The organism is Chryseobacterium sp. C3 (assembly GCF_014218905.1).
GTDB classification, from domain to species: Bacteria; Bacteroidota; Bacteroidia; order Flavobacteriales; family Weeksellaceae; genus Chryseobacterium; species Chryseobacterium mucoviscidosis.
On the sequence record NZ_JACLCU010000003.1, the window covers coordinates 174,986 to 200,422 of the forward strand.

General features: G+C 35.8%; 18 protein-coding genes and 1 pseudogene. 3 read left to right on the plus strand and 16 right to left on the minus strand.

Features of this window, described 5'->3' with window-relative positions; genetic code table 11:
- Positions 1–153: 153 nt before the first annotated feature.
- From H6W53_RS07995 to H6W53_RS08020, 6 genes are all read right to left on the minus strand, one after another.
- Positions 154–2,010 carry a glycoside hydrolase family 13 protein gene (locus H6W53_RS07995; RefSeq protein WP_185205896.1) on the minus strand — a complete coding sequence of 619 codons (1,857 nt, stop codon included), beginning with the start codon at positions 2,008–2,010 and terminating at the stop codon, positions 154–156.
- A 45-nt stretch (positions 2,011–2,055) separates the two neighbouring features.
- On the minus strand, positions 2,056–3,099 hold the full coding sequence (locus H6W53_RS08000) for a succinylglutamate desuccinylase/aspartoacylase family protein (protein WP_228457775.1): 1,044 nt from the start codon (positions 3,097–3,099) through the stop codon (positions 2,056–2,058).
- Positions 3,100–3,262: 163 nt separating this feature from the next.
- Positions 3,263–5,422, minus strand: coding sequence for a glycoside hydrolase family 97 protein (locus tag H6W53_RS08005; protein WP_185205900.1), 2,160 nt, complete (start codon positions 5,420–5,422; stop codon positions 3,263–3,265).
- A gap of 102 nt (positions 5,423–5,524) precedes the next feature.
- Positions 5,525–6,604, minus strand: a complete 1,080-nt coding sequence (locus H6W53_RS08010) for a SusE domain-containing protein (protein WP_185205902.1) — start codon at positions 6,602–6,604, stop codon at positions 5,525–5,527.
- A gap of 18 nt (positions 6,605–6,622) precedes the next feature.
- A complete protein-coding gene (locus tag H6W53_RS08015) occupies positions 6,623–8,203 on the minus strand; it encodes a RagB/SusD family nutrient uptake outer membrane protein (protein ID WP_185205904.1) in 1,581 nt (526 codons plus the stop codon).
- Positions 8,204–8,208: 5 nt separating this feature from the next.
- Entirely contained in the window at positions 8,209–10,977 is a 2,769-nt protein-coding gene (locus H6W53_RS08020) for a SusC/RagA family TonB-linked outer membrane protein (protein ID WP_185205907.1), read from the minus strand.
- A gap of 332 nt (positions 10,978–11,309) precedes the next feature.
- On the opposite strand from H6W53_RS08020, the gene metG reads away from it, so the two are divergent.
- Positions 11,310–13,346, plus strand: a complete 2,037-nt coding sequence (metG, locus tag H6W53_RS08025; protein WP_185205909.1) for a methionine--tRNA ligase — start codon at positions 11,310–11,312, stop codon at positions 13,344–13,346.
- Between the two features lie 244 nt (positions 13,347–13,590).
- Here metG and H6W53_RS08030 read toward each other — a convergent pair whose 3' ends face one another.
- From H6W53_RS08030 to H6W53_RS08050, 5 genes are all read right to left on the minus strand, one after another.
- Positions 13,591–14,295 carry a class I SAM-dependent methyltransferase gene (locus tag H6W53_RS08030; RefSeq protein WP_185205911.1) on the minus strand — a complete coding sequence of 235 codons (705 nt, stop codon included), beginning with the start codon at positions 14,293–14,295 and terminating at the stop codon, positions 13,591–13,593.
- Positions 14,296–14,902: 607 nt separating this feature from the next.
- Positions 14,903–16,495, minus strand: a complete 1,593-nt coding sequence (locus H6W53_RS08035; RefSeq protein ID WP_185205914.1) for an MFS transporter — start codon at positions 16,493–16,495, stop codon at positions 14,903–14,905.
- 92 nt (positions 16,496–16,587) lie between these two features.
- On the minus strand, positions 16,588–17,703 hold the full coding sequence (locus tag H6W53_RS08040; RefSeq protein ID WP_185205916.1) for an HlyD family secretion protein: 1,116 nt from the start codon (positions 17,701–17,703) through the stop codon (positions 16,588–16,590).
- 22 nt (positions 17,704–17,725) lie between these two features.
- Positions 17,726–19,036 (minus strand): TolC family protein, encoded by a 1,311-nt coding sequence (locus tag H6W53_RS08045; RefSeq protein WP_185205918.1) that lies wholly within the window; start codon positions 19,034–19,036, stop codon positions 17,726–17,728.
- A gap of 89 nt (positions 19,037–19,125) precedes the next feature.
- Positions 19,126–19,971, minus strand: a complete 846-nt coding sequence (locus H6W53_RS08050) for a helix-turn-helix domain-containing protein (RefSeq protein WP_087710908.1) — start codon at positions 19,969–19,971, stop codon at positions 19,126–19,128.
- Between the two features lie 70 nt (positions 19,972–20,041).
- On the opposite strand from H6W53_RS08050, the gene H6W53_RS08055 reads away from it, so the two are divergent.
- On the plus strand, positions 20,042–20,515 hold the full coding sequence (locus H6W53_RS08055) for a DUF962 domain-containing protein (RefSeq protein WP_087710910.1): 474 nt from the start codon (positions 20,042–20,044) through the stop codon (positions 20,513–20,515).
- A 182-nt stretch (positions 20,516–20,697) separates the two neighbouring features.
- Here H6W53_RS08055 and H6W53_RS08060 read toward each other — a convergent pair whose 3' ends face one another.
- The gene (locus tag H6W53_RS08060; protein WP_185205920.1) at positions 20,698–21,765 is read right to left on the minus strand and encodes a DUF2891 domain-containing protein; all 1,068 of its coding nucleotides are present in this window, start codon (positions 21,763–21,765) and stop codon (positions 20,698–20,700) included.
- Between the two features lie 180 nt (positions 21,766–21,945).
- On the opposite strand from H6W53_RS08060, the pseudogene H6W53_RS08065 reads away from it, so the two are divergent.
- A pseudogene (locus tag H6W53_RS08065) lies at positions 21,946–22,086 on the plus strand (GxxExxY protein); the annotation flags it as partial.
- 95 nt (positions 22,087–22,181) lie between these two features.
- Here H6W53_RS08065 and H6W53_RS08070 read toward each other — a convergent pair.
- The 4 genes from H6W53_RS08070 to dnaA all read right to left on the minus strand — a co-directional run bounded on the left by H6W53_RS08070 (position 22,182) and on the right by dnaA (position 25,388).
- Complete coding sequence (locus H6W53_RS08070) at positions 22,182–22,880, minus strand: SAM-dependent methyltransferase (RefSeq protein WP_185205922.1); 699 nt, start codon at positions 22,878–22,880, stop codon at positions 22,182–22,184.
- Between the two features lie 4 nt (positions 22,881–22,884).
- Entirely contained in the window at positions 22,885–23,385 is a 501-nt protein-coding gene (locus H6W53_RS08075) for a nuclear transport factor 2 family protein (RefSeq protein ID WP_185205924.1), read from the minus strand.
- Positions 23,386–23,387: 2 nt separating this feature from the next.
- A complete protein-coding gene (locus H6W53_RS08080) occupies positions 23,388–23,837 on the minus strand; it encodes a low molecular weight protein-tyrosine-phosphatase (RefSeq protein WP_185205927.1) in 450 nt (149 codons plus the stop codon).
- 96 nt (positions 23,838–23,933) lie between these two features.
- Positions 23,934–25,388 (minus strand): chromosomal replication initiator protein DnaA, encoded by a 1,455-nt coding sequence (dnaA, locus tag H6W53_RS08085; RefSeq protein WP_076393394.1) that lies wholly within the window; start codon positions 25,386–25,388, stop codon positions 23,934–23,936.
- Positions 25,389–25,437: the final 49 nt, after the last annotated feature.

Sequence of the window (25,437 nt, forward strand, 5' to 3'; positions counted from 1 at the left end):
TATAAACCTTTAATTTTATTTTTTAACGCAAAGAGCTCAAAGTTTTCTTTTTAACTACTAACTGTCTTTAAGTTCGCAAAGGTACTTCGACAAGCTCAGCATAAACTATTCACTTAGGTAAGACCACAAAGATTTTAATTGTGAAACCTAGTTTTAATTCAATTCAATAACCATTGATGATTTTGCAGGGATTTTAAAATTGTCCTTTACCGGAAATTCTTTACCGGAAATGATGTCTTTCCCTTTTGAAAAACCGTTCAGAGATTCTGCGAAATGCTTCACGTCGATCGTTTGTTCGGCATCATTATTATTTAAAATGACCATTACGCTTTCTTTTTCATTGTATCTAAAATACACAAAAACATTATTCTGCGGAACGAAATTTTTGGTTTTTCCTGTATGAATAACTTCTTTTCCTTTTCTCCAGTTCAGCAACTTCTGGGTAAAATCGTAAAATTCTTTTTGTTCAGGAGTCTGAGATGAAGGATTGAAAGCATTGGTCTTATCTGATTTCCAGCCGCCTGGAAAATCTCTTCTGATGTCTGCATCGCCCCCTTTGTTTTTGTCGCCGCGCATTCCCACTTCAGAACCATAATATAGCTGTGGAATTCCGCGAACTGTTGATATTAAGGTCATAGCAAGTTTATATTCCGCAGGATTTCCATTGAAAACTTCGTTAAATCTTTCGGTATCGTGATTTTCAAAAAACACCAAAAGGTTATTGATATTCGGGTACAGGAAATCGCTGGTAAACACATTGTATAATTTTACCATTCCGGAATCCCAACCGTCTTTTTCTTTCAAGGCTTTCGGCAGATCAGAATACAGCATAAAATCCATTACAGAAGGAAGATTTGAATTATAATTTGCTGCCTCTCCTATTTTAGAATCTTTTTGCCATGCTGCGATATGTGCGCTGGAATACAGCCATGCTTCTCCTACAATATTGAAATTAGGATATTCATCTGTAATGGCTTTTGCCCATTTTGCCATGGCATCTTTATCATTGTAAGGATAGGTATCTACCCGAAAACCACCCAATTCGGCATATTCGATCCACCAGATTGCATTCTGTGTTAAATATTTTAGAACCAAAGGATTTTTCTGATTAATATCGGGCATTGTCGTATCAAACCATCCGTCTAAAGCTAATTTTTTATCTACCTCAGAAGCATTAGTATCAAACTGAGTGGTTGTTTTATAGTTGGAACGTTTAAAGCCATTTTCTCCATCGCTGAACCAGTGAATCCAGTCTTTTGTAGGCAGATCTTTGATCATCCAGTGCGAAACTCCCCAATGATTGGTTACATAATCCATCACGAGTTTCATTTTTCTTTGATTCAGTTTTTGGGAAAGTTCTTTATATTCTTCGTTGGTTCCGTAACGCTGATCGATCTTGTATAAATCGGTCTGTGCATATCCATGGTAAGAATATACTTTTTCGTTATCCTCATTAACGGGAGTAAGCCAGACTGCAGTTGCTCCAAGGTTCTGAATATAATCTAAATTGTTGATGATCCCGCGCAGATCTCCTCCGTGTCTGCCGTTAGGAAAATTTCGGTTTGCTTTTTCGGTTAAATTCGGACTGGAGTCGTTTTTTTCGTCACCGTTCGCAAAACGATCGGGCATGATGAGATACATCACGTCTTTGGAAGAGTAAGATTCCCTGTTTGCTGAATTTGGATTTCTCTGCTTCAGTTCATACGTGTAAGAACCTATATTTTTCTTTCCGTTTTTAATATTGATTTTAAACTTCGGAACGTTAATTTCATTGGTATTAACGGTTACGAAAATATAGTTTGGATTTTCAACTTTCTGAATATCTTTGATCTGAACTCCGTCTGAAAGCTCTATTTCGTTTTTAGCAATATCTTTTCCGTACACCAGAATCTGAAGTTCCGGGTTTTTCATTCCTTTCCACCAGAATGCAGGTTCTACTTTATCGAGAGGCTTTTGTGAAAAAGCAAATGCCGCTGCGGATAATGTTATGATTGTATATATTTTATTCATTTATATGTTTTACTGAGAATTTATTTAATCCTATTAATTTTCTGTTCATTTTTTTTCGGAATATCCAATGCAGAAGAGGGTTTCCCCTTTATTTACTGGCGGGGTTCCCACTTTGTATAAAATAGTTCCTTCCGAGTCTGAGAATATGTTCTGCTTTTTGTTTCCAAATTCGTCGGTAATGTATCCTAAAAGCTGTTTTTTTCGAACTCTGTCTCCGCTTTTGAGGTGGCTGTAAAAAATTCCGCTTTCCGGAACTTTAATGTAATCCTGCTGATCCAGAATTATTGTGTTTTTTCTTTTTTGGATTTTTATTTTTTTTTCTTTATAATTCCCTGTGTATTCTAACATATTGTAGACTGCTCTTTTTATGATTTCTACATTTTCTCTCTGTACAGTTCCGAGTTTACCGGCTTCTATGCTTAATGCAGTTATTCCCTGCTGTGTTGCCTGCTTGAATGCGTATTTTGCAGGATCAGAAGGTAAAAGGTTGTAAGGATAAGAAACTATGTGTCTTATTTGAGAACGAAGTGATAAATGATAAGCCTTCTTTGTGTTTTCAGGGGTGTCTTTTCGATTATAGTAGCAGATAAAGGGCAGCAGATCTTCGTTTGCATCTCCCCCATGAATATCAAGAAATACGGTTGAGTTTGAAATTATTTCTCTGGCGATAAGATGAGCTATCTGATCCGTGGGTGTTCCGGCTTCTGATCCCGGAAATGCATTGTTTAGATTTTTATTATCTAAAGGATTGATGAATGGGGTACGTTTTTGAAATCCTTCAACATTGGCTATCGGGACGATGATTAGTGTTCCTTTTAGTTTTTGGGGATCAATTTCTTTTATCATTTCCTGAACAGCAATGATAGGAGGATATTCGTAGCCATGAATTCCTGCTACAATAGTAAAAACGGGATCTTTTATTTTTCCTTTCATTATAATTACCGGTAAATGAGTTTCTTTTGAATCACTTTTAACCGATAAAACAGTATCTTTTCTGAATGCTCCTTCATTTTTTAGAATCTGACTGATGCTTTGTGCAAATATTAATTGTCCTGTTGTTATCATCATCAGCAAAACTGCTTTCTTCATATTTTTCATATAATTAAAGATAATCAAATTATCATAAATAATAGCAGCTAAGTACTTGCTATTATTTGCTTCTTTAATGAAAATTAAATTAATCTATCTATTTTCTGCCAAAAAAATTCCTTAAAGGAAAATACCTTTAAGGAATTAGCAGTTTCTGTATTATTTATTTTACAGGTTTGATAGAGATGGCAAAACCTCCGCTTCGTACCATTTTAAAATTAATTTTAGATTTGCTTGTGATTTCTTTTTTGTAGATGTTATAGCTTTGAGGATTGTTGATGTAATCCGCATCTTTTCCATCTTCGTAAATCGTAGCTTCATATTTTTTTCCTTTGTCTAAGAAAGAAAAATCTACAGTGTAATCACGTTTGTTTTCATCGGTAATTCCACCTACGAACCAGTTTTCAGTTCCTTTTGCTTTTCTTGCCGTGATGATGTAATCTCCCGGTTCTGCCGATAAGATTTTCGTATCGTCCCAGTCTGCTGCAACATCTTTGATAAACTGGAAGGCATCCATGTGCTTTTTGTAATTTTCAGGCAAATCTGCCGCCATCTGAAGAGGCATATACATTACCACATAAAGCGCTAACTGTTTTACTAAAGTTGTTTTTACGAAACGCTTGTCTCCGGGGAAATAGTAATCCAGTTTTGTCTGGAAAATTCCCGGGGTATAATCCATCGAACCTCCCATCCATCTTGTAAACGGAAGAATGGTCTGATGATCGGGATTATTTCCTCCGAAAGCTTCATATTCCGTTCCACGCGCTGCTTCCGCAGAAATGTAGTTTGGATATGTTCTGCTTTCTCCTGTCGGACGAACAGATTCATGGGAGTTTACCATAATCTTATATTCATTTGCTTTTTCAGCAATTCTGTAGAAATGGTTGATTGTCCACTGAGAATAATGATGTTCTCCTCTTGGGATCATGTCTCCTACGTACCCTGTTTTCACGGCATCATAACCGTACTTGTTCATTAACTGATACGCTTTGTCTGCCCATCTTTCGTAGTTCGTTGCAGAACCTGAAGTTTCGTGGTGCATGATCAGTTTGATGCCTTTGGAATGTGCGTAATCGTTTAACATCTTGATGTCGAAATCAGGATAAGGAGTGATGAAATCGAAAACAAATTCTTTTGAGTGACCGAACCAGTCTTCCCAACCAACATTCCAGCCTTCAATTAAAAGTCCCTGAAAACCGTTTTCTGCAGCGAAATCTATATATTCTTTCACTTTTGTATTGTTGGCTCCGTGTTTTCCGTTAGGTGTCAGTTTAGAAAAATCTGTTACACCAAGACGTACATTCGATTCCGGCTGTCCGTAAGCCCACTGAGATTTTCCGATGATCATTTCCCACCATACTCCCATGTATTTTGTTGGGTGAATGTAAGAAGTATCGGTATATTTTGTTGGCTCGTTAAGATTAAATAGCATTTTAGAATCCATCACCTCCCCCGCTGTTGGGGCAACGATAATGGTTCTCCAGGGAGTTACGGAAGGAGTCTGAATGTAACCTTTCGCACCCTGTCTGTCTGCTGTAAGATGTGTTTTTAATTTAAAATTTTGTGCATCAACTTCTAAGTGAGAAGCCGGATAATCTAAAACGGCAGCTTCAGCTACATTGATGTATAATGGCTCTTTTCCTTCCTGCTTCAACATTACCGGCGACTGAACGGCATTTTTAATTAAAGTCTGCGAAGCGTTTGCATCTGCAGCTTTTGGCCATCTTGCAGGAATTTCAGAAAGTTTTGTTTCCTGATACTGGTATTCCTGAGAATCATAATCTGCAACAATCCACCAGGATTTCATATCTGTAGGAAAATCAATTTCAGAATCTTCTTCTCTGATTACGAAATAGTTGAGATTTTTCTGCTGAGGAAATTCGTATCTGAAACCTAAACCGTCATTAAACAGTCTGAATTTCACCACGATATTTCTGTCTGTGGAAGTCTGATTAAGCGTCACCGCCAATTCATTGTAATGATTGATGTAGTTTTTCTTTTCTCCTAAAACCGGCTGCCACGTTTCGTTCTTAGCATCACGCTTTTCATCCACTTTTGTAAAACCGTTGTTAAGATCGAATTTTACATCTTCCGGTTTTGCAATTTCTGAGGCGAATTTTATTGAAGTATCTTTAAATAATCTGAGTCCCAATTTGGAATCTTCAACGATCGTTTTCCCGTTATATTTAAGATTGTAATAAGGTACGCCCTGTTTCAACTGGAAATCCATTTCGAACTTTCCATCCGGCGATTTTAAAGATTGTGCATTAACACCCGCAAACATCATAGAGAGCATGATTGCTCCTGCTGTAATTTTCTTCATAATGACTATTTATAGACTTTAAAAATAAAGAAAGTGTTGCCGAAAAGCAACACTTTGCTATGTAAAATTCAATTTAAAATTATTATTGGAAACATGATTTAATTAGTTCGCTGGAATTACAGAGAAATCACCTGTCATATCATTAAAATAGACATTATAATTAAATGTTGTTGCTAAAGGAATATTTCCCCCACCCAATAATGCTGTTCCAAAGTACTGCTGAGATAATCCCCAGTTTGTTCCCCAATCATGATTAGCTCTGAATTTAAATTCTCCAGAACTTAGCATTACATTTTTCTTCACCCATACATGAGGATCAAAAGTAGACTTTTCTAAATCTAAATCTGTAGACCATCCTCCGGCTGCAGGACCAATTAAAGAAATAGATGTATATGTAGTTGTTGAAGGTGTTACAGCCGTAACAGTATATGTTAAGGAAGAAATATTAATAGTAACTTTATAGTATCCTGAACCATTAATAGTGATATTTCCGGAACCACCACTTGTACTTAATACTCCTGCAGAAGAACCCATTCCGTACTGTGGATCCCAAGAACCTGGAGTTTTAATAATTTTAAATCCTCCCTGCGCAAAATATCCTGTGTAAGTATAGATATTTGGATTCGAAGATTTTAGTAACGGATAAATTTTCGCATTTGTCGCCACGTTATCCCATGCTCCCGCTGTAGCATCCCCTATTAAGTATAAATCTGTATAAGTGTAAATAGGACCATTAATAAATGGTGTAACTTTTAATGGTAATATATTTGAATAGTGAGTCTTCCCAACAGCTGTTGATTTCAATCTTACCTCAATATCTGTAGCTGTAACAGATGTTACCCCTAACCCTAAAATTATATTGTTAAGATCGTTTCCAATTATACTGTAAGATTTAGCTCCTGCTGAAAGCTCAACAATTTTTGGAGCGGCAAAATTCGTTCCCTTAAGAGCAAATTGCAATTGATTGGTAATTTGAATAGGAACCCCAAAATCTGAATTTACCCAATTAAACGCAACAGCCTCATTGGCAGACTGATTGTTAATTAAAACAACTGAAGTTTTATTTGCAGAAACTGTTGGATCCGTCCCATCGTTTACAACAGCTAAATCCTCATCTTTCTCGCAAGAAGAAATAATAAATGCTACAGCAAACAGTGTGAATATTTTAAATAAATGTTTCATTTTAAAAAGTGTTTTTTGTTAATATCCAGGATTCTGAATTAAATTTGGATTCGCAATAATATCTTTAGCCGGAATAGGATAAAGATTTCTAAAATCTTCTACCGCTTTACCATCTTTTATTCCTCCCTTCCAAGGCCATAAATATGAAGCTGTCGTAAATTTACCGTATCTGATTAAATCTGTTCTTCTGGTCATTTCCCAACCTAGCTCTCTGCCTCTCTCATCCAAAATATAATCTGTATTGATTGATGAAACTGTAGGTGCACCAGCTCTTGTTCTTAATGCATTTACATATCCTAGTGCTGTAGTTATATTTCCTCCACTTCCACCTCTTAAAGTAGCTTCAGCATACATTAAATAAATATCAGCAAGCCTGAATATAGGAATATCTGTATCACAGAAATTTCCTGAAGCATCAGACCCAGCTACACCCCCACTTGTTAAATTTTTAAATTTAATAAAGCCATAACCGTCAGTGAAAACTCCCAAGTCATTTATTTCTAAACTTTGTCCGTTTGTATAAAAATTACCTCTTTGATCAGCTGGCGTTCCTGAAAATAAGTTTACATAAGCCTTAGTCGTTCTTAGACCTCCCCAGCCTCCGCTAATTCCGAAGTTTGAAGCTGGCATACTTCCACCCACGCCAGCATGGATAAGATACGTTGTTCCTCCAGATGTACGAATGTGGATCCCATCAAATGCGACTGGTAAGATAACTTCTGGATTATTTTTATCATTATCAGCTAAAAATAAATCTCCATATTTTGTTTTTAAAGAATATCCCGCTGTAATTACTTTATTACAATATGTGATACAATCTGTATAGTGATTAGATCCGTTATAAATTCCAGAATTTAAATATAATCTTGCCAATAATGACCATGCCGCTGCCTTATCTGCTCTAGCATATACATTAGTTTTGGGATCTTTCAACTCTCCAGCTACTGCAAGCAACTCACTTTCAACAAAATTAAAAAGTTCTGCACGTGTAATTCTTTTTGGAGGGGTTACAGATCCTGGTAAATAACTTTCATCTACAAAAGGTACATTTCCAAAAAGGTCTAAAGCATAATAATAAGATAGTGCTCGAAGATATCTTACCTCTGCTCTCATATACTTTGCTTCAGTTAAATTACTTCCTGTAATATTATTTGCTGCCAACTTTTCATCAGTTACATTTCTTAAGAATTCATTACTAGTTGCTATTTGTGTAAAAATTCTATAATAAGCACCTTCAATAAATTCACTAGAAGAATCCCATGTCATTTTATGAATTGTTTGTAATGTTCCATCATTCCAAGCAATAACCGCTTCATCAGTAGGCAAAGTCTGTAAAGTATAAAGAACCCTTGTATATTGTGAAAAATTTCCATCAATACCATTAATATCAGAATTTCCACCATTCGAGGATTGTCCTCCGTTGGCAAAACCACCATAAATTTTAGCTAAAGCCATCGGATAGTTTGTAAAATCAGCAAAAACACTGGCGGAAGTAACATCTGTAATTGGAATCTGTTCTAAATCATTCACACATGATGTTGCAGTAAAAATACTTAATAAAGCTGCAACTGCTATTATATTTGTTTTAAATTGTCTCATTTTAATTAAAATTGAAAGTTAAATCCTAATGAATACACCTTTGGCATCTGATAATATCCATTATCAATATTCCCGAAAACTTCAGGATCTATTCCAGAGTATTTAGTAATAACAAAAACGTTTTGAAGCATTGCATATACTCTAATGTTACTTCCTTTATAAAAAACATCTTTAAAATTATAACCAGCATTTACATTATCCAGTCTAAGGAAAGATGCATTCTCTACAAATATATCTGAATTATACTGAGGGCTGCTGAATCTGTAATTAGCAGCACTAGAATACACATTCTGTAAATAATTATTGGTAGTTAAAGACTGAATTGAACTATTTGAAGCGGCATTATTATATACATAATTTCCTAAAACTGCTCTTGCACTAAGTCCGATATCCCAATTGTTATGAGTAAATTTTGTATTGAATCCCAAAATAGCATCTGGTTGCGTGGATTTATAATAATATCTGTCATTCACATCAATTTTTCCATCTCCGTTTCTATCAACATATACTCCATCTAAAGGTTTACCGTTAGAATCATAAACCTGCTGGAAAACATAAAAAGCATTAGGTTGATATCCTACTGTATGTGCCTGAACCGTATTGTTAACGCCACCATCAATTCCTCCTACTAAAATTCTGTAAGTAGAATCTGCTCCATTAATCAATTTGGTAATTTTTGATTTGTAGTGTGTAGCATTGAATGACACTTCCCAAGTTGTATTCTCTTTTTTAATAGGAATAATCGTAATTGAACCCTCAATACCTTTTGTCTGCATATTGCCTACATTTAAAAGATTATGATTGCTTAAATCTCCCGCAGCAATCGGAGAATCTACAATAAGATCTTTAGTATCTTTCTGATAGATATCGATTGATCCTGTAACTCTGTTTTTAAGGAATCCAAAATCAATACCCGCATTTTTTGTAGTAGTTGTTTCCCAACTTAAATTTGGATTATAAATTTCAGGTCGCATCATGAAAAAAAACTGATCTCCAAATTGATATTGTGCTCCATCAAAACTCATATTATAAGCTGCATATGCCGGATAATTTCTAGGCTTGTTTGTATCCAGAGTAGGAAGTTCTTGCTGCCCTGTAACTCCCCAACCCGCTCTTAATTTTAAAGCATCAATACCTTTATCTTTTAAGAAGTTTTCTTCATTGATTTTCCAAGCAACCGAAACTCCTGGAAAATTACCCCATAGATTACTCTTTGTTCCATTATAGAATCTTGATGATCCATCTCTTCTGATGGATGCAGAAATAATATATTTATTAGCTATTGTAAATATTCCTCTACCATAAAAAGACAATAGAACATTTTTGGTCTCAAAATTTGAAGTAGAAGTATTTTGACCAGTTCCTTTAAACGTTACAGATCCCGGAATGCTAGTATAAAAATCTTGATAAGAATATCCTGCAGTTAAATCAATTGTCGTAGAGATAGAATTAATTGTTTTTAGATAGCTAAAATAAGTTTCTAACAATTTATTCTTTTTTTCCATTGAATAATTATTGTATGTTCCCAAATCTGCAATTCCTGCTCTGTAAATAGGACTTACTGTTTTTGCGCCATCACTTTTAGAATAATCATAACCAGCATTTACATTAAAATGTAAATCAGGTAAAAAATGTAATTTATAGTCTAATTGAACATTACCTAAACCTCTCCAAGCGGATGATACATCATGTATTCCATCTATAAGACCTAAAGGATTCGAAGTACCATTAACGTTTAACCCTGTGTTTGTATTATTTGGATCGGTCCACTCATAATAGCCACCATATTTTGGATTACCTGAATAAACTGGCTGAGTAGGATCAAAATAGGTAGCTGCTTTAATAACTCCAGAATCTACAAATCTATTATCTGTAAAAGTTCCTTTTGCATTAATATTAACAGATAGATGATTGTCTAAAAATTTTGGATTCAAATTTAATCCCACAGACGTTCTTTTAAAAGAATTGGTTTTAACAATACCATTCTGATCATTATAACCTATAGATAAACGATAAGGCAGCCATTTCACACCTCCTGAAAAAGCTAAATTATTATCAGTTCCCCATGCATTCTGATAAATTAAATCCTGCCAATTTGTATTGGCAGATCCAAGACGAGATGCATTTACAGCAACTGCAGGATTTGTTTTTGCAATCTCATTTACAAAGGATCTATATTCATCAGCATTAAGAACATCCACATTACCCATCTTCGTAGAAACAGATGTTACAGTAGAAAAATTAACTTTAAATTTACCCGCTGTTCCTTTTTTTGTTGTAATTAAAATAACACCATTAGAAGCTCTATTTCCATAAATAGCTGTTGCAGAAGCATCTTTAAGAATATCAAACGTTTCAATATCATTAGGATTAATTAATGATAAAGGGTCTGAAATTCCATTGATTCCAACGAAGTCCTGCGGAACTCCATCAATCACAATCAAAGGTGAGTTTTCGCCATTTAATGAAGATGTTCCTCTAATTCTAATTTTAGTTCCCGATCCTGGAGCTCCACTGCTATTAGTAATCTGAACACCTGGTGTTTTTCCTTGAATCAATTGTCCGGCAGAAAGTGCACCACCATTAAAATCTTTCGCTGTTACTGAAGTTATAGAACCCGTAAGATCCGTTTTCTTCTGTTTACCATACCCAATCAAAACAACCTCTTCTATCTTTTTTTCTTTCGTAGCAGAGTCTTTTGTTTGAGCATGAATCATTGTACTTGCTAATAAAAATGCAGGCGCAATTTTTAATACCGTTGTAAAGTTTTTCACAATATTTCTTTTATATAGTTTCGTTCTTGTTAAATAAGCATTACTGCTTGCGTTGCAATTTATAAAAAAATTATAATTATGATAAATTTATTTAAAATTAACATAAATTTATGTATATTAAACGATCCATTTAAGTTAAATATTTATTTTTCAATTCGTTGCATTAAAATATGCAATACATAATACTGGTTTAAAATTAACAAAAAGTTAAACAATCGTTTAACTAAATGTAATATTTGACATCCTCAAATTACCCGTAAAGCTTCAAAATACAGACAATATCAGATTTTCATGGATAATGCTTATCTTTGCACCCTAAAACTTTACTATAAATGTCAAACAGAAAGATGATTACGGCGGCATTGCCATATGCAAACGGACCGGTTCATATAGGGCATTTGGCAGGTGTTTATATTCCTGCGGATGTATATGCGAGATTTCAGAGAAGATTGGGGAAAGATGTAGCGTTTATCTGCGGAAGCGATGAACACGGAATTCCTATTACCATAAGAGCTAAAAAAGAAGGGGTTACACCACAGGATATTGTAGACAAATACCACGAAATCATTAAAAAATCTTTTTCAGATTTAGGGATTTCTTTTGATGAATATTCCAGAACAACTTCTAAAAATCATTACGAAACCAGTCAGGATTTCTTTAAGGTTCTTTATGAAAAAGGAAAATTCACCGAAGAAATGTCTGAGCAGTATTTTGACAAACAGGCTGGAGAATTCTTAGCAGACCGATACATCGTCGGAACCTGCCCGAACTGCGGTAATGAGAATGCTTACGGAGATCAGTGTGAAAAATGCGGTACTACCCTTTCACCTTCGGAATTGATTAATCCGAAATCCATGTTAAGCGGAAACGTTCCTATTTTGAAAGAAACAAAAAACTGGTACTTACCATTAAATGAATACGAAGATTTCCTGAACGAATGGATTATTGAAGGGCATAAAGACGATTGGAAACCCAACGTTTACGGACAGGTAAAATCATGGTTAAATGATGGGTTAAAACCTCGCGCCATGACCCGAGACCTGAACTGGGGTGTTCCGGTTCCTCTTCCGAATGCGGAAGGAAAGGTATTGTACGTTTGGTTCGATGCGCCAATCGGATATATCTCTTTCACGAAAGAATGGGCGGAGAAAAACGGAAAAAACTGGAAAGATTACTGGCAAAGCGAGGAAAGTGATTTGGTTCACTTTATTGGAAAGGATAATATTGTATTCCACTGTATTATTTTCCCTGCGATGATGAAGGCTCACGGAGATTATATCATGCCTAAAAATGTTCCTGCTTTTGAGTTTTTAAATCTTGAGAACGATAAAATTTCCACCTCGAGAAACTGGGCGGTTTGGGCGCACGAATATGTGGAAGATTTCCCGGGACAACAGGATGTTTTAAGATATGCCTTACTTTCATCCGCTCCTGAAACAAAAGATAACAATTTTACGTGGAAGGATTTCCAGACGAAAAATAATTCTGAACTGGTTGGAATTTTCGGAAATTTCATCAACAGAGTTGCTGTGTTAATTCATAAATATTATGATGGGGTTATTCCTCAAGGTGATGTAAACACTCCTGAGCTAAAAGAAATTAACAAATCAGCAAAAGAAATTTCAGGATTTTTAGAAAACTATGAATTCAGAAATTCTTTAACAGCTTTAATGAATTTGGCACGTTTCGGAAACCAGTATCTTCAGACAGAAGAGCCATGGAAAACAATAAAAGATAACCCTGAAAAAGCGGCACATTCTTTATTTGTAGGAGCTCAGATTGCAGTTGCTTTAGCACAGTTGTGTGAACCGTTTATGCCTTTCAGCTCTGAGAAATTGTTGAATATGTTTAATGTTCAAAAATCTGATTGGAATACTATTGAAACTAAATCTGTTTTAATTGAAACAGGTCATAAAATCAACGAAGCATCTCTTCTTTTCTCAAAAATTGAAGATAATGTTATCGAAGCTCAAATCCAGAAATTGGAAGACACCAAGCAAAACAATAAAAAAACAAACCCTAACGCAAAACCTATGAAAGAAGAAATCACTTTTGATGATTTTATGAAAATCGACTTAAGAACAGCCACTATTTTAGAAGCTGAAAAAGTTGAGAAAGCAGATAAATTACTGAAACTAACTGTTGATACAGGAGTGGATGTAAGAACTGTAGTTTCAGGAATTGCAGAAAGCTTTACCCCGGAAGAAGTTGTTGGAAAGCAGGTTATGATTTTATTGAATCTTGCCCCAAGAAAAATCAGAGGAATTGAATCTCAGGGAATGTTGCTTTTAACCACAAAACCGGACGGAAAATTATCTTTCGTAACGCCGGATGACAGCAATGTTGAAAACGGTATTGAGATTGGATAATCCGATATTGAGATAAAAAATAAATCCACGTGAATTCAACTTCATGTGGATTTTTTATTTGTCATTGCGAGGAGCAAAGCGACGAAGCAATCTTTTATTAATCTTAACGATATAAATAAATCTTAATGTTTCAGATTTTAACCATTAAGATTCTGTTAAGGCTTTAAGAAAAGTTAAGTCTGAATGTTATTTTTTAAGTTTGAGATTGCTTCGTCGCTTTGCTCCTCGCAATGACAAAAACTAATTATTCTTTAATCAGTTTCGCCAGATAAGAATCCTCTTCCTGCAACACTTCTTCTATTTTAAAACCATTATTCTCGGCTGCATTTTTTAAGGTATTAAAATCCAGATACAGCCATTTTATCGGATCTTCAGATTCTCCTTTATAATGAACAATATAATCGAGTTCGCCGTAATATCCTTCCGCAGGAATATAAACACCGCCGTCCTCATCTTCATCAAACATGTATAAAATATCTGTGCTGTCGATTAAAATCTGACCGTTCGGATTCAAAAGCGAATAAAGTTTTTTCAGATAAATATCAATCACATGAAGACTTTGGAAAATGCCTGTGCCGTTCATCAGTAAAAGAATCGTATCAAATGTTTCTCCGGAAAAATGAAGCATATTTTCAGCAACTGCTTTCTTTATTCCTCTTAACCGGCAGACTTCAATGGATTTCGGAGAAATATCCAATGCCGTAACATCCAGATTTTTTTCATTCTGAAGATATAAAGCATGAGAACCCGCTCCTGCTCCAATGTCTAACGTTTTTCCTTTTGCAAGTTGCAGAGCTTTTTGCTCAATTGTATTCATTCCGTCAAAATCACGGAACAGATATTTTACAGGAAGTTCATCCAGTTCGGAAATAGAAGTTTCGGTCTGCAGATCTTCAGGATTTTCGTTGTGATAAAAATCCCAAATGGCTTTCCCCATTAAATCTTTCATAGCGTAATATATTGATGCAAAGATAAGTTTTTTGAAATTTTTAAATGAACATCTATGGTGAAAAACGCACTTAACTAAAAGTCTGCTTAAACTTTTATTTAACCGCAAAAGGTGCAAAAGATCTACTAAATTTTTATTTCAAGTTGATGAAAAAGGTCACAATAGTTTTTAAAAATCTTTGATTTTATTCTTTTGAGCACTTTGATTATTCTGGAAATTCGCTTTAACATTATCTTTTGTCCCTTTTGTGGTTAATTCTGAAATTAGTTTATCACAAGTTTTAATTCTAAAATTAACATTCGAAATTTTTGACTTTAAATTTTTAAACCATAAGTCTGTTTAAACTTTATTTAACCGCAAAAGGTGCAAAAGATCTACTAAATTTTTTATTTAAAGTTGATGAAAAAGTTCACAATAGTTTTTAAAAATCTTTGATTTTTATTCTTTTGAGCACTTTGATTATTCTGGAAATTCGCTTTAACATTATCTTTTGTCCCTTTTGCGGTTAATTCTGAAATTAGTTTAATCAAGTTTCATTCTCAAAACGCAAAGCCCCACTTTACAATTAAAATGGAGCTTTGACTCAGTAAATGAAAAACAAGGTTCTTTACATTGCAGGACCTGCTGCGTCTTTTATTTCTTCGGATAATCTTTTTCTTTCCAAAAGTCTTCTTCTGGCAATTACAGATTTTCCGCTTAACACTTTTATAAATCTTGTGGATACAAAACGTTCTCTTCCAAAATGATGCGTAAGAATATATCCTAAAATTCCGAAACCGGCAATAACGATATACCCGAAAATCTTTTTATTGGCAGCAATAATGGCATTGAGCTGAATTCCTTTAAGATTGGCAGCCACACTTTGTGAACTCACCGTTAATCCATCCATATAAACCGCCAGATTCCCTAAACTTTCCACCTGAAAACGATATTGAAACCATGAAAATACCGCCGAAAAGAAACCGATCGTAAGAAAAGTTCTCCAGACCAAAGCCAATCCGATGGCAGCCATCATATCATCAAGTTCAAGCTTATCAAGCGTGTAATACCAAACGGAAATAAAAAGTACCGTCATCCCAAAACCTTTCAGGAATAAAGGAAGATACCAGTTGTCATAATTAAACTCCAAAACCATAGAGAAATACATAATAACTGAATATCCCAACATCGCTGCAAATCCGGAAAAAATATACATTTTCACAGGTTTGTCTCTTTTAAACCAGATAATCGCCACAATTCCTGCAACTACAATTCCCGGAATCATCAGAAGATTAAGCTTCGCGTTCGTTAATTGGTCGTATCCCAAAACTCCGACGGCAAAAATATTCTGTAACGTTGCTGTCGCCATAAACATTCCCAGACAAAGAAGCATAAACAATCCATGAAGAACATTGCTTTTTGAAAAAACCTTGAATGATAAATAAGGTCTTTTCAGATGCGTCTGTCTGGTCACCAAAAGCGCAAAACTTACAAAAGCGCCAATCCCTGCATTCATGATATTTTTAGAATTCAGCCAATCCTGCTGCTTTCCGAAAGCAAAAACATACGCCGAAAACATAAACGTTGCCACAAAAAGCACAATACTCAGCCAGTCAATATAATGAAGCGGAACTTTCAGCGCAAAATACTGATCGTGCATAAAAATCCACTGCAAAATGGCAAGTCCGAAACACAAAATCGAAATCAGCACGAAAAACTGCTGCCAGTTATACAAAACCGAAACTTCTACGGCATAATACCCCGCAATCTGGTTCATAATCAGGATAAATGAATAAAAAACACCGTAAAAAATACCACGGTTCCCGATCATTGCCATAACAGGTAAAAATAATTCGATCGCAACAATCATTTTAAAGAAACCGATCAGAAGAGAACTTCCGATGATTACAGAAGGCTGAAGTGTGGTTGCATTAATGTAATTTAAAATTCCCAAAAGAACCAGAACAACCGTAATTTTATCCCTGATCTTAAACCGCATTTTCAGTCTAAGAACAATCGGCATTGCCGCTCCCATTCCGATCGTGGAAGCATAATTTGCAAAAATATAATTTTCCGAAAGCGCACCGGTTCCGCCCACCATATAACTGATGTTTCCTGTGTAAACACCGCCTAAAGGCATCACGATCGCCAGTAAAAGCACGATCAGTAAAAGCTGGACAGGTTTCGGTACCCAATCTCGGTATAATCCTTTGTTGTACATATTTTAAAATTTGATTTGAAGGCTGAAAGTCTGAAGATGTATGATTTAAAACACATTCACCTCGGTTTTCCTCATCCCTCTTTCTGCTGTTCTTATTTTTTAATCACAATATTCATATTCATTCCTGCGCTCAGCTTTTCGATATCTTCTTTTTTATTGGAAGGCGTAAACTCAATTCTTACAGGAATTCTCTGCTGAACTTTAATGAAGTTTCCGGTAGAATTATCCGTCGGAATATTAGAATATCTTGAACCTGTAGCCGCAGAAATCGCTGTAACCACTCCTTCAAATTGTTTTCCGCCCAACGCATCGGCTGTCATCATCATTTTTTCTCCTGTTTTTACATTCGGCATCTGACTTTCCAGAAAATTGGCAGTCACCCATTTCTGACCGTTCAAAACAATCGTTGCCACCTGTTGTCCCGGCTGAATCAACTGTCCTTCAGAAATCGTTCTTCTTCCCATCACTCCGTCATAAGGCGCGGTAATTACCGTATAAGAAAGATTAATTTTCGCCATATCCAGAGCAGATTTTGTTCGTTTAATTTCCGCATCAATGATCCCGAATTTACTTTTCACTTCCACAGTTGAAAGATTCGCCGACTGTTTCTGGTTGATTAAAGTCTGATACGCCGCTTTTTGTGCATCATACTCCGTTTTTACCTGATCGTACTGCTGTCTCGTCACCGCTTCGGAAGCCAGAAGGTTTTTGTAACGGTTTAAATTCTGCTCTGCATTCCAGAGTCTTGCTTTTGCTCCCGCAATATTAGATTCCATTACATTCACGTTATTGGAAACCGTATTCACCGATGAACTTGTTGCCGTTCTTTGCGCCAAAGCATTCTGATACGCTGCTTCCGCCTGTCCGATCTGGGTTAAAATTTCGCGGTCATCCAGTACAACAAGTGTATCTCCTTTTTTAACCTTTTGATGTTCAATGAATTTTATATCTTTGATATAAGCTGAAACTCTTGTGTTGATAGGATTGATAAATTCCTCAACCTGAGCCGCTTCCGTATAAGTTTTATCACCGATGTGAAAATATTGTGCAATCAGCCAGTACAATCCAAAACCGATGACGGCAAAGACCACGATGTTGGAAATGATAGCTTTGATTCTGTTTTTCTTTCGTTCTTTTTTATTGGCTGCAGCTCCTGAATTGGCAGGAGCCTGAGTTGTATTTTGTGTATTTTGTTCCTTGTTTTCCATTTTGTTTTTCAAATTTTAAATATTAAAGTGTTCCGGTAGATTTTAAAAGATTGTAATACTGATACAGCACATTGATTTCTCCATTCGCATAATCAAGCTCCGACTGTAATTTCTGGTTCTGCGCGTCGATCATTTCCGCCTGTACCGCCAATTGATTCAGATATTTAGCTTCGGTAATTTTATAGTTTTCTTCCGCCAGTTTTTTAGCATCATTTAAAATTTCCGCCTGCTGAATAGATTCCTGATATTTGGTATATGCCGCATTTACAGCCATATCAATATTCTGCTGCGTTAAAGTCATCGCATCATTTGCCTGCGTTTTCTGCAGTTCTCCCAGCTTCACTTTTTCTTTGGTTTTAAAAAGATTATCAATATTGTAACTTAATGAAATCCCCGTTTGCCAACCACCGGAATACATATCCAGAACAGGATTTCTTGTAGTAATCGGTCTTTGCAGAGAATATCCTCCAAAACCTGAAATCGTAGGCATTCTGTCGGTTTTAATAATTTCAATATTTTTGTCGGCAACATCAATGTTTGTTTTCGCAGATTTCAGCAAAGGATTGCTGTCATGAGCGAGATTTACATAATACTCGATCCCGATTCCCGATTCTTTGTTCTGCAAACTTTCTACAGGAACAATTTCCGTATCAGTGGGTAATCCTAAAGCAATGCTTAAATTATAATTCAGAATTTTTTTATTGTTTTTTAACGTTAAAATACCCTGATCTAAATTTTTGATTGCCAGTTCACCACGAATGACCTCATTTCTCGTCACCATTCCCTGCTGATAAAATTTCTGAATATTTTTCAGTCTTTCCTGAGCCAGTTTTTTATTGTTCTGAAAAACTGCTTCCTGATTTAAAATTTTATAAATATCCAGATAATTTGAAATGACCAGAAGTTTCACGTCCTGTTTGTTCTTTTCCAGATCAAGTTTGGAAAGCTGCTCACGAAGTCCCGCCATTTCAATAGACTTGTTCACCAATCCACCTTTAAAAATAAGCTGTGTTGCCTGAATTGCATACGAACTTCCGTAGTGCGGCATTGGAATATTTGTGGAATTTGAGAAATCTTTGTCGATAGCAACGGCATCGCCTAAGTAGAACTGACTGGTAGAAGCCGTAATGTTCGGCAGTTTCTGTAGTTTTACCACTTCCGTGTTCTGTCTGGCAATGTCGATATTCTGTGCCGAAACTTTCAGTTGCTGATGATTCTGCACCGCGAGTTCGGCAACTTCGTCTGCAGTGAGCTGTTTTATTTCCTGCGAAAAAAACAGCGCAGGAAATAAGGCTATCACGAGTGATAGCGCTGTTTTTATGTTCTTAACCATTTTACCTTGTTTTACGGATACAAAGGTACGGCAGCAACAAACTCAAACAAATGTTTAAGAATTGGAAAAAGATGTTCAAATGTAAGATTTTAGTTTTCGAACTGATTTCTGTATTGAGAAGGACTTTCGCCCAGATGTTTTTTAAAAAAGTGCGAAAAAGAATAAGGATCACTAAAACCGAGAATACCTGAAATCTCCGAAACAGGCTTATTTGATGAGTTCAGCAGCACTTTTGCTTCATTCATCACAATCAGTGAAATAATCTGGCTTGCCGACTTTCCCGTAATCTCTTTTACCACCGCCGAAAGATGTCTGGTTGTAATCGACTGGCGCTGCGCATAGAACTCCACGCTTCGCTCATGGGTGTGGTGTTGCGCGAGATCATTCAGGAAAATAAAAACAATTTCTTCCTGTCTTGACATCTGACTCATGGAATTGCTGTCTTCCTTGGAAATAATTCCCGCCATCTGATAGCAGAATACGGAAAAAAGATGTTCAACAATTTCTTTCTTGTAAGTCATTTCTGTCTCAGAATCGAGAATATATTTAAGGAAATTTACACTTTTCCAGACCACTTCCAGTTCATCCGGTTCGAAAGGAACACCAATGTTCATCTGCTGTCTGAAGTAACGGTATGTAATTAATCTGTTGAACTTCAAAGATAAGGCGGAGATAAATTCACGTTTGTAAGAAACCATTCTCGACTGGAAATCATCGCTGATGGAGATCATTTCGTACACCGTTTGAGGATCTGTTACCATAAACATATTGGCGGAAAGCTCAAGATCTCGAAAATGCTGTTTCAGCTTAATACTTCCTGTTTTCACAAAGATAAACGCCGGATTATCAGGACGGAATGGTTTATCGACAGAAATTCTCTCGAAAATATTATGTTGCGTAAAGATTTCAACCCCGAATTTTTCTAAGACAGACATAGTACAAATGTAAGCAATCTCTTGAGCGATCACAAAAATTTATTATTTTAGTGTTTTCCAAATTAATGATATGAGAAAAATTGATTTACTATTTGCAGAATACGCCGAAAGCCACAGAAACTCGACCAATAAGCTGATCCACTGGATCTGTGTTCCTTTAATTTTCTGGACAATTTTAGGTTTTATTTCTATCATTCCTTCAAAATCAATTGGCTTCAGGTACATCGGCGAAATCAGCTATATAAGCTTTGCTGCCATCGCTTTAGTGACTATTTTTTATACCAGACTTTCTTTTTTAATCGGTCTGATCATGTTTTTCGTGATGATTTTAATGGAAAGTTTCGCTTATGGAATCAATATCCGTTTTGAAGAAAAATCGTGGATGGTTTACCTCGCTGTTTTTGTAATAACGTGGATTTTTCAGTTTGTAGGACATAAGATTGAAGGCAAAAAACCTTCTTTCCTGAAAGATTTGCAGTTCCTTTTGGTAGGACCGATCTGGCTGTTGAGTTTTATTCTTAAAAAACTGGGAATCAGATATTAATATTAATGATTGATGAATGATGATTGATGATCGATAACTGAAACGGATGATTGAAGATGGAAGTTGGTTTTCAGGCTATACAACTTCCCTCTTACTTTATGGTGTTTCCAGCAAGAATTATTTCAACCGTTGAAGTCGCGCATATAAAGCTTCCCTCTTCCGGCATCAAACTTCTATCCTTATTAATCTTCCAGAGCATAAACGGCAAAACTTGCCAACCAATGATCTCCCCCGTAATTTCCCTGAAAAAGCAATGGCAATCCGTTGTTTAAAAATACTTTGGCTGTTTTTTCAAATTTCTGTTTCAAAGGATGACTTGCGGGAAGTGATTTAGCAATTCCTTTCATGCACCACGCTTTAGAAAAAGATAAACCAACCAAATGAACCGTCTGATAATCTGAAAGATCACTCACCACAGGAATTTTTTCAATATTTTCCAGGCTTCGCTTTTCATAGAAATTATTTAACCATACGACAAATTCTTTTTGGGGTAAAACGCGTCGCATGAGATCTGCAATTTCCAGACTTGGCGAAAAGAAATCCGATCCGTCCGGTTCTAGATAAGCGGGTGTTTTTGTATTTTTCAGATAAAAATATTTCGCTTTTTCAATAAGCTGATTTTCAAAATCTTTATCTCCAGTCGCTCTTGCCCAATCGAGTGCAAAAACCATTGCAAAAGCAGTATTGGGATGAACTCCCGTTCTGTTAGGATAGGTTTGTTTGGGTAAAAAAGTCTTCCAAGAAGCTAAAATTTTATCGGTAAGAGGCTTTAGATTCTCATGCCATATTTTTGCTTTGGGATGATTCCATGTTGTCAGTTCTTCGTCTAATTTTAATAACCAAGCCCATCCGTACGTTCTTTCGAATGTTCCGGTTAGCTGATATTTGGTGAAATAATCGGCTTCGGTCTGTAAATTTTCTTTTTTAAATGAATTGTCGAGAATATTTTCAATGTCTTTTGCCACCGAAAGATTCGGTTTTGTTTTCAGCAGCCGAAGCAGCATCCAGTGTCCGTGAACAGAACTGTGCCAGTCAAAACAGCCATAAAAACTGGGATGAAGATCTTTAGGACTTAAAGGAACTTCTTTTTCGTTATTGATGATATGCGCCGTTTTGTTCGGATATTCCTGATTGATACAATGAAGCGGCTTTTCAGATAATCTGACTGCCATTTCATCGGTAAGTTTCGGAATTTCCTGACCAAACATCATAAACGGTAAAAAAACGATAGCTAAAAGACTCTTTTTCATTCATTAAAAATATAAAATAAATTCAATCTTCCCATTTGTGATCAGGCTAAAAATAGAAATTCATAAATTATCTTCATCTGTTTTGAATATTTATTAAAAGATTTTTACTTATCCTTAATTAATTCTAGTGCTAAATTTTAACGAAAAGTTTACAAATACTTACCGCTTTTAAGCTTAAAATCTGTAAAAAATCTTGAAGAAATTCATTACAAGCAATTGCAGACTTATTTGAAACTTTCAGATAAAAGACTCGGATTATTGATTAATTTTAATACAACGAATATTTTAGATGGAATTAAAAGAGTGGTCAATAAGTTATAATTATCTCTCCCGCAGATTTTGCAGATTAAGCAGATTAAATTTGCACTAAAAAAATCTGCATGATCAGTAAAATCTGCGGGAGATTACAAAACCTTCTATTTTCCCAAAACAAACACCGCCGGAATTTTATGGAGTTCCGGTTTCTGCTTCTGCCACTCTTTTATGGTTTTTGTTTTAATAAATTCCTGTTCAGGATCGTTAATGTTGGCGGCGATGCAAAGCTTTGTGTTTGGTGATAAAAACTTAGTCAGATCTTCAAAAAGCGCGTTGTTTCTGTAAGGGGTTTCCATAAAAATCTGCGAATATCCTGTCTTCTGAACCAGACTTTCTAGCTGAAGAATCTGCTTCTTCTTTTCACTTTTATCAATCGGAAGATAGCCGTTGAAGGTGAATTCCTGACCGTTAAAGCCACTGGAAATTAGCGCTAAAATAATCGATGAAGGTCCTGAAATCGGGATAACGCGGATGTTTTTCTCATGACACCATTTCACCATCAGATTTCCCGGATCTGCAATGCACGGAAGTCCCGCTTCAGAAAGCAAGCCGAAATCCTGACCTTTTAGCATCAGTTGCTGCGCTTCTTTAATATCTGCATTTTCTGTGTATTTATCCAGCAAAAAAAGTTTCAGATCCGACTGTTTTTTTTCGGGAGCAAAAAATTTAACCACTTTTCTGGCGGTTTTTTCATTTTCCACGAAGAAGTAATCGGTCTGCATAATATACTCTTTAATCACTGGTGAAAAATGCGTAATAGAGGTGTTTTCCGAAAGATAAGCAGGAAGTAAAAAAAGCATGATTTTATTTTTTTGTTCTTTCTTTTAAAGAAGGTTGTGGGTAATATTTTGTAAGATCCATGGAAAAAGAAACGGAAGTAATTTTCCATTTACCGTCGGTTTTCATCAGCGTCCAGATTTCTTTTCCCCAGTTCAGCATTTTGCCGTCATGCCAGAAACTGTAATCGAAATTAGCGGAAGCAATGGATCCGTCCTGAATAATTTTTACGTTATCGAATTTTTCTTCCGATTTATTGTCTTTAAAACTTTTAATGAAGGCTTTGTAATTATCTGTAAAATAAATTTTTTCGTCGGGATATTCTGTTACAACTTTTTTAAAGGTACGATCTGTATACACTCCCGTCCAGAGAACCGGATCCTGAAAAAGCGATACAAACTTTGCCTCATCTCTGGTTTTAATGCAGTTCATAAAATCATCCATCATGGTACGGATGGCGATTTCATCTTTTGTCTGGGCAAAAGCAAAACTGCTGCAAAAAAGAAAAAGGACGAAAAATTTTTTCATAATTATTTTGAAATTTTATTTAAAACAGCATCGCAGCCACGATCCAGCAAATGATAGACGTCTTCAAATTCCTGCATATCTCCCCAATATGGATCGGGAACCTCAGCATTTTCATGATCGCCTAAAACTTCAAGAAACAACGAAACTTTTTTCCGCTGTTCTTCATTTTTAGCTTTGGAAACCACATCTGCCAAAACATCGACATCCATGCAGTAAATTTTATCAAATGTTTCAAAATCTGCAGACGTTATCGGTCTTGATCTCTGTTTCGAAATATCTATTCCGTGGTTTGAAGCGGTTTTAATGGCTCTTTTGTCGGGATGATTTCCTTCGTGCATGGAAATGGTTCCGGCAGAATCTATTACAAAATTTTCAGGAGCCTTTGCTTTCATAATTCCTTCTGCTAAAGGACTTCTGCAAATGTTTCCTAGACATACCATTAATATTTTCATCTCAGTCTCAGTTTTTAATGTTTCAGGTAACAAAACTAAATAAAAAATGAAGAATAAAATTATTCTCCATTTTCTGTATTCAAATTAAATTATTTCTTACTGTTTAATTCTCTCTCCCAATTCCTTCACATACTTTTTAACTTCTTTGTCTATCTTGGAAACATCTTTGATGGTATCACAAGCGTACATTACCGTAGAATGGTCTTTTCCGCCCATTTCCTCACCGATCTTTGTGAAAGTAGCATTGGTTAGCTCTTTAGAAAAATACATCGCCAATTGTCTTGGAAGTGCAATTTCTCTTTTTCTTGTTTTGGATAAAAGCTGTTCTTTTTTGATTCCGAAATAATCGCAAACCACTTCCTGAATGTAAGGAATATTGATGACTTTTTTCTGGTTGGATGCAATCTTATTAATGGTATCCTTCAGTAAAGTTAAGCTCAGATCCTGCTTATAAATGGTAGAGTAAGCAATAACCGAATTGATGATTCCGATAAGCTCTCTTACGTTTGTTTTTGCTTCCGCAGCAAGGAAATCCAGCATATCATCCGGAAGAACGATTCCGTCTCTGCTTAATTTATCGATGATGATCTGCTTTCTTGTTGAAATATCCGGAGATTTGATCTCTGCAGAAAGTCCCCATTTGAATCGGGAAACAATCCTGTCCTGAATATCCAGAATGTCTGCCGGAGCTTTATCTGAAGTAAGGATAATCTGTTTTCCGTTCTGATGCAAATGATCGAAAATGTGGAAGAAGCTGTCCTGTGTTGCAGATTTTCCGGAAAGGAACTGAATATCATCAATGATTAAAACATCAACCATCTGGTAGAAATTCGCAAATTCAGTCTGCTTATGTGCTTTTGCCGCCGAAATAAACTGCTGAATGAATTTTTCGGAAGAAAGATATAATACTACTTTATCCGGAAACTGGCTTTTTACTTCCAGACCTACAGCCTGTCCTAAGTGTGTTTTACCTACACCGTAACCACCGTATAAAAATAATGGGTTGAATGCCGTTGCACCCGGTCTTTTAGCGATAGATCTTGCAACGGTAGCTGCAAATTTATTGCTTTCTCCTTCTACATAATTATCGAAAGAGAAGTCAGATTTTAAGTTGGAATCAATATTTACTTTTCGGATTCCCGGAACCACAAATGGATTCACGATATTGGCAGAAAAACCTTGCGGCATTGTTTCCTGCACTTTCGGAGTAGGTACGGATTTACCTTTCATATTCATGGTAACGGGTCTTTCCAAACCGGCAGGTTTGTTTTCCATTACAGAATACCATAATTTCACTCCTTTTCCTATATTTTTCTTCAGGGCAGCCGAAAGCAGGGACAGGTAATTATCCTCAATATATTCCTTGTAAAAATCACTCGGTACCATAAGCGTAAGGTTGTTTTCAACCAATGAGATCGGCTGAACCTTATCGAATAGTAAATCGAAAGATTTTTCAAGTTTTTTCAGATCAGAATTATCTTCAGCTGCGTTGAGATTATCGCGCATGAACTGAAGGCACTTCTGCCATATCATCATTAAATTTTCATCCATAATTGATGCCCCGATTAATTCTTAGTTGTTAGTACTTTTTGGAAGGACG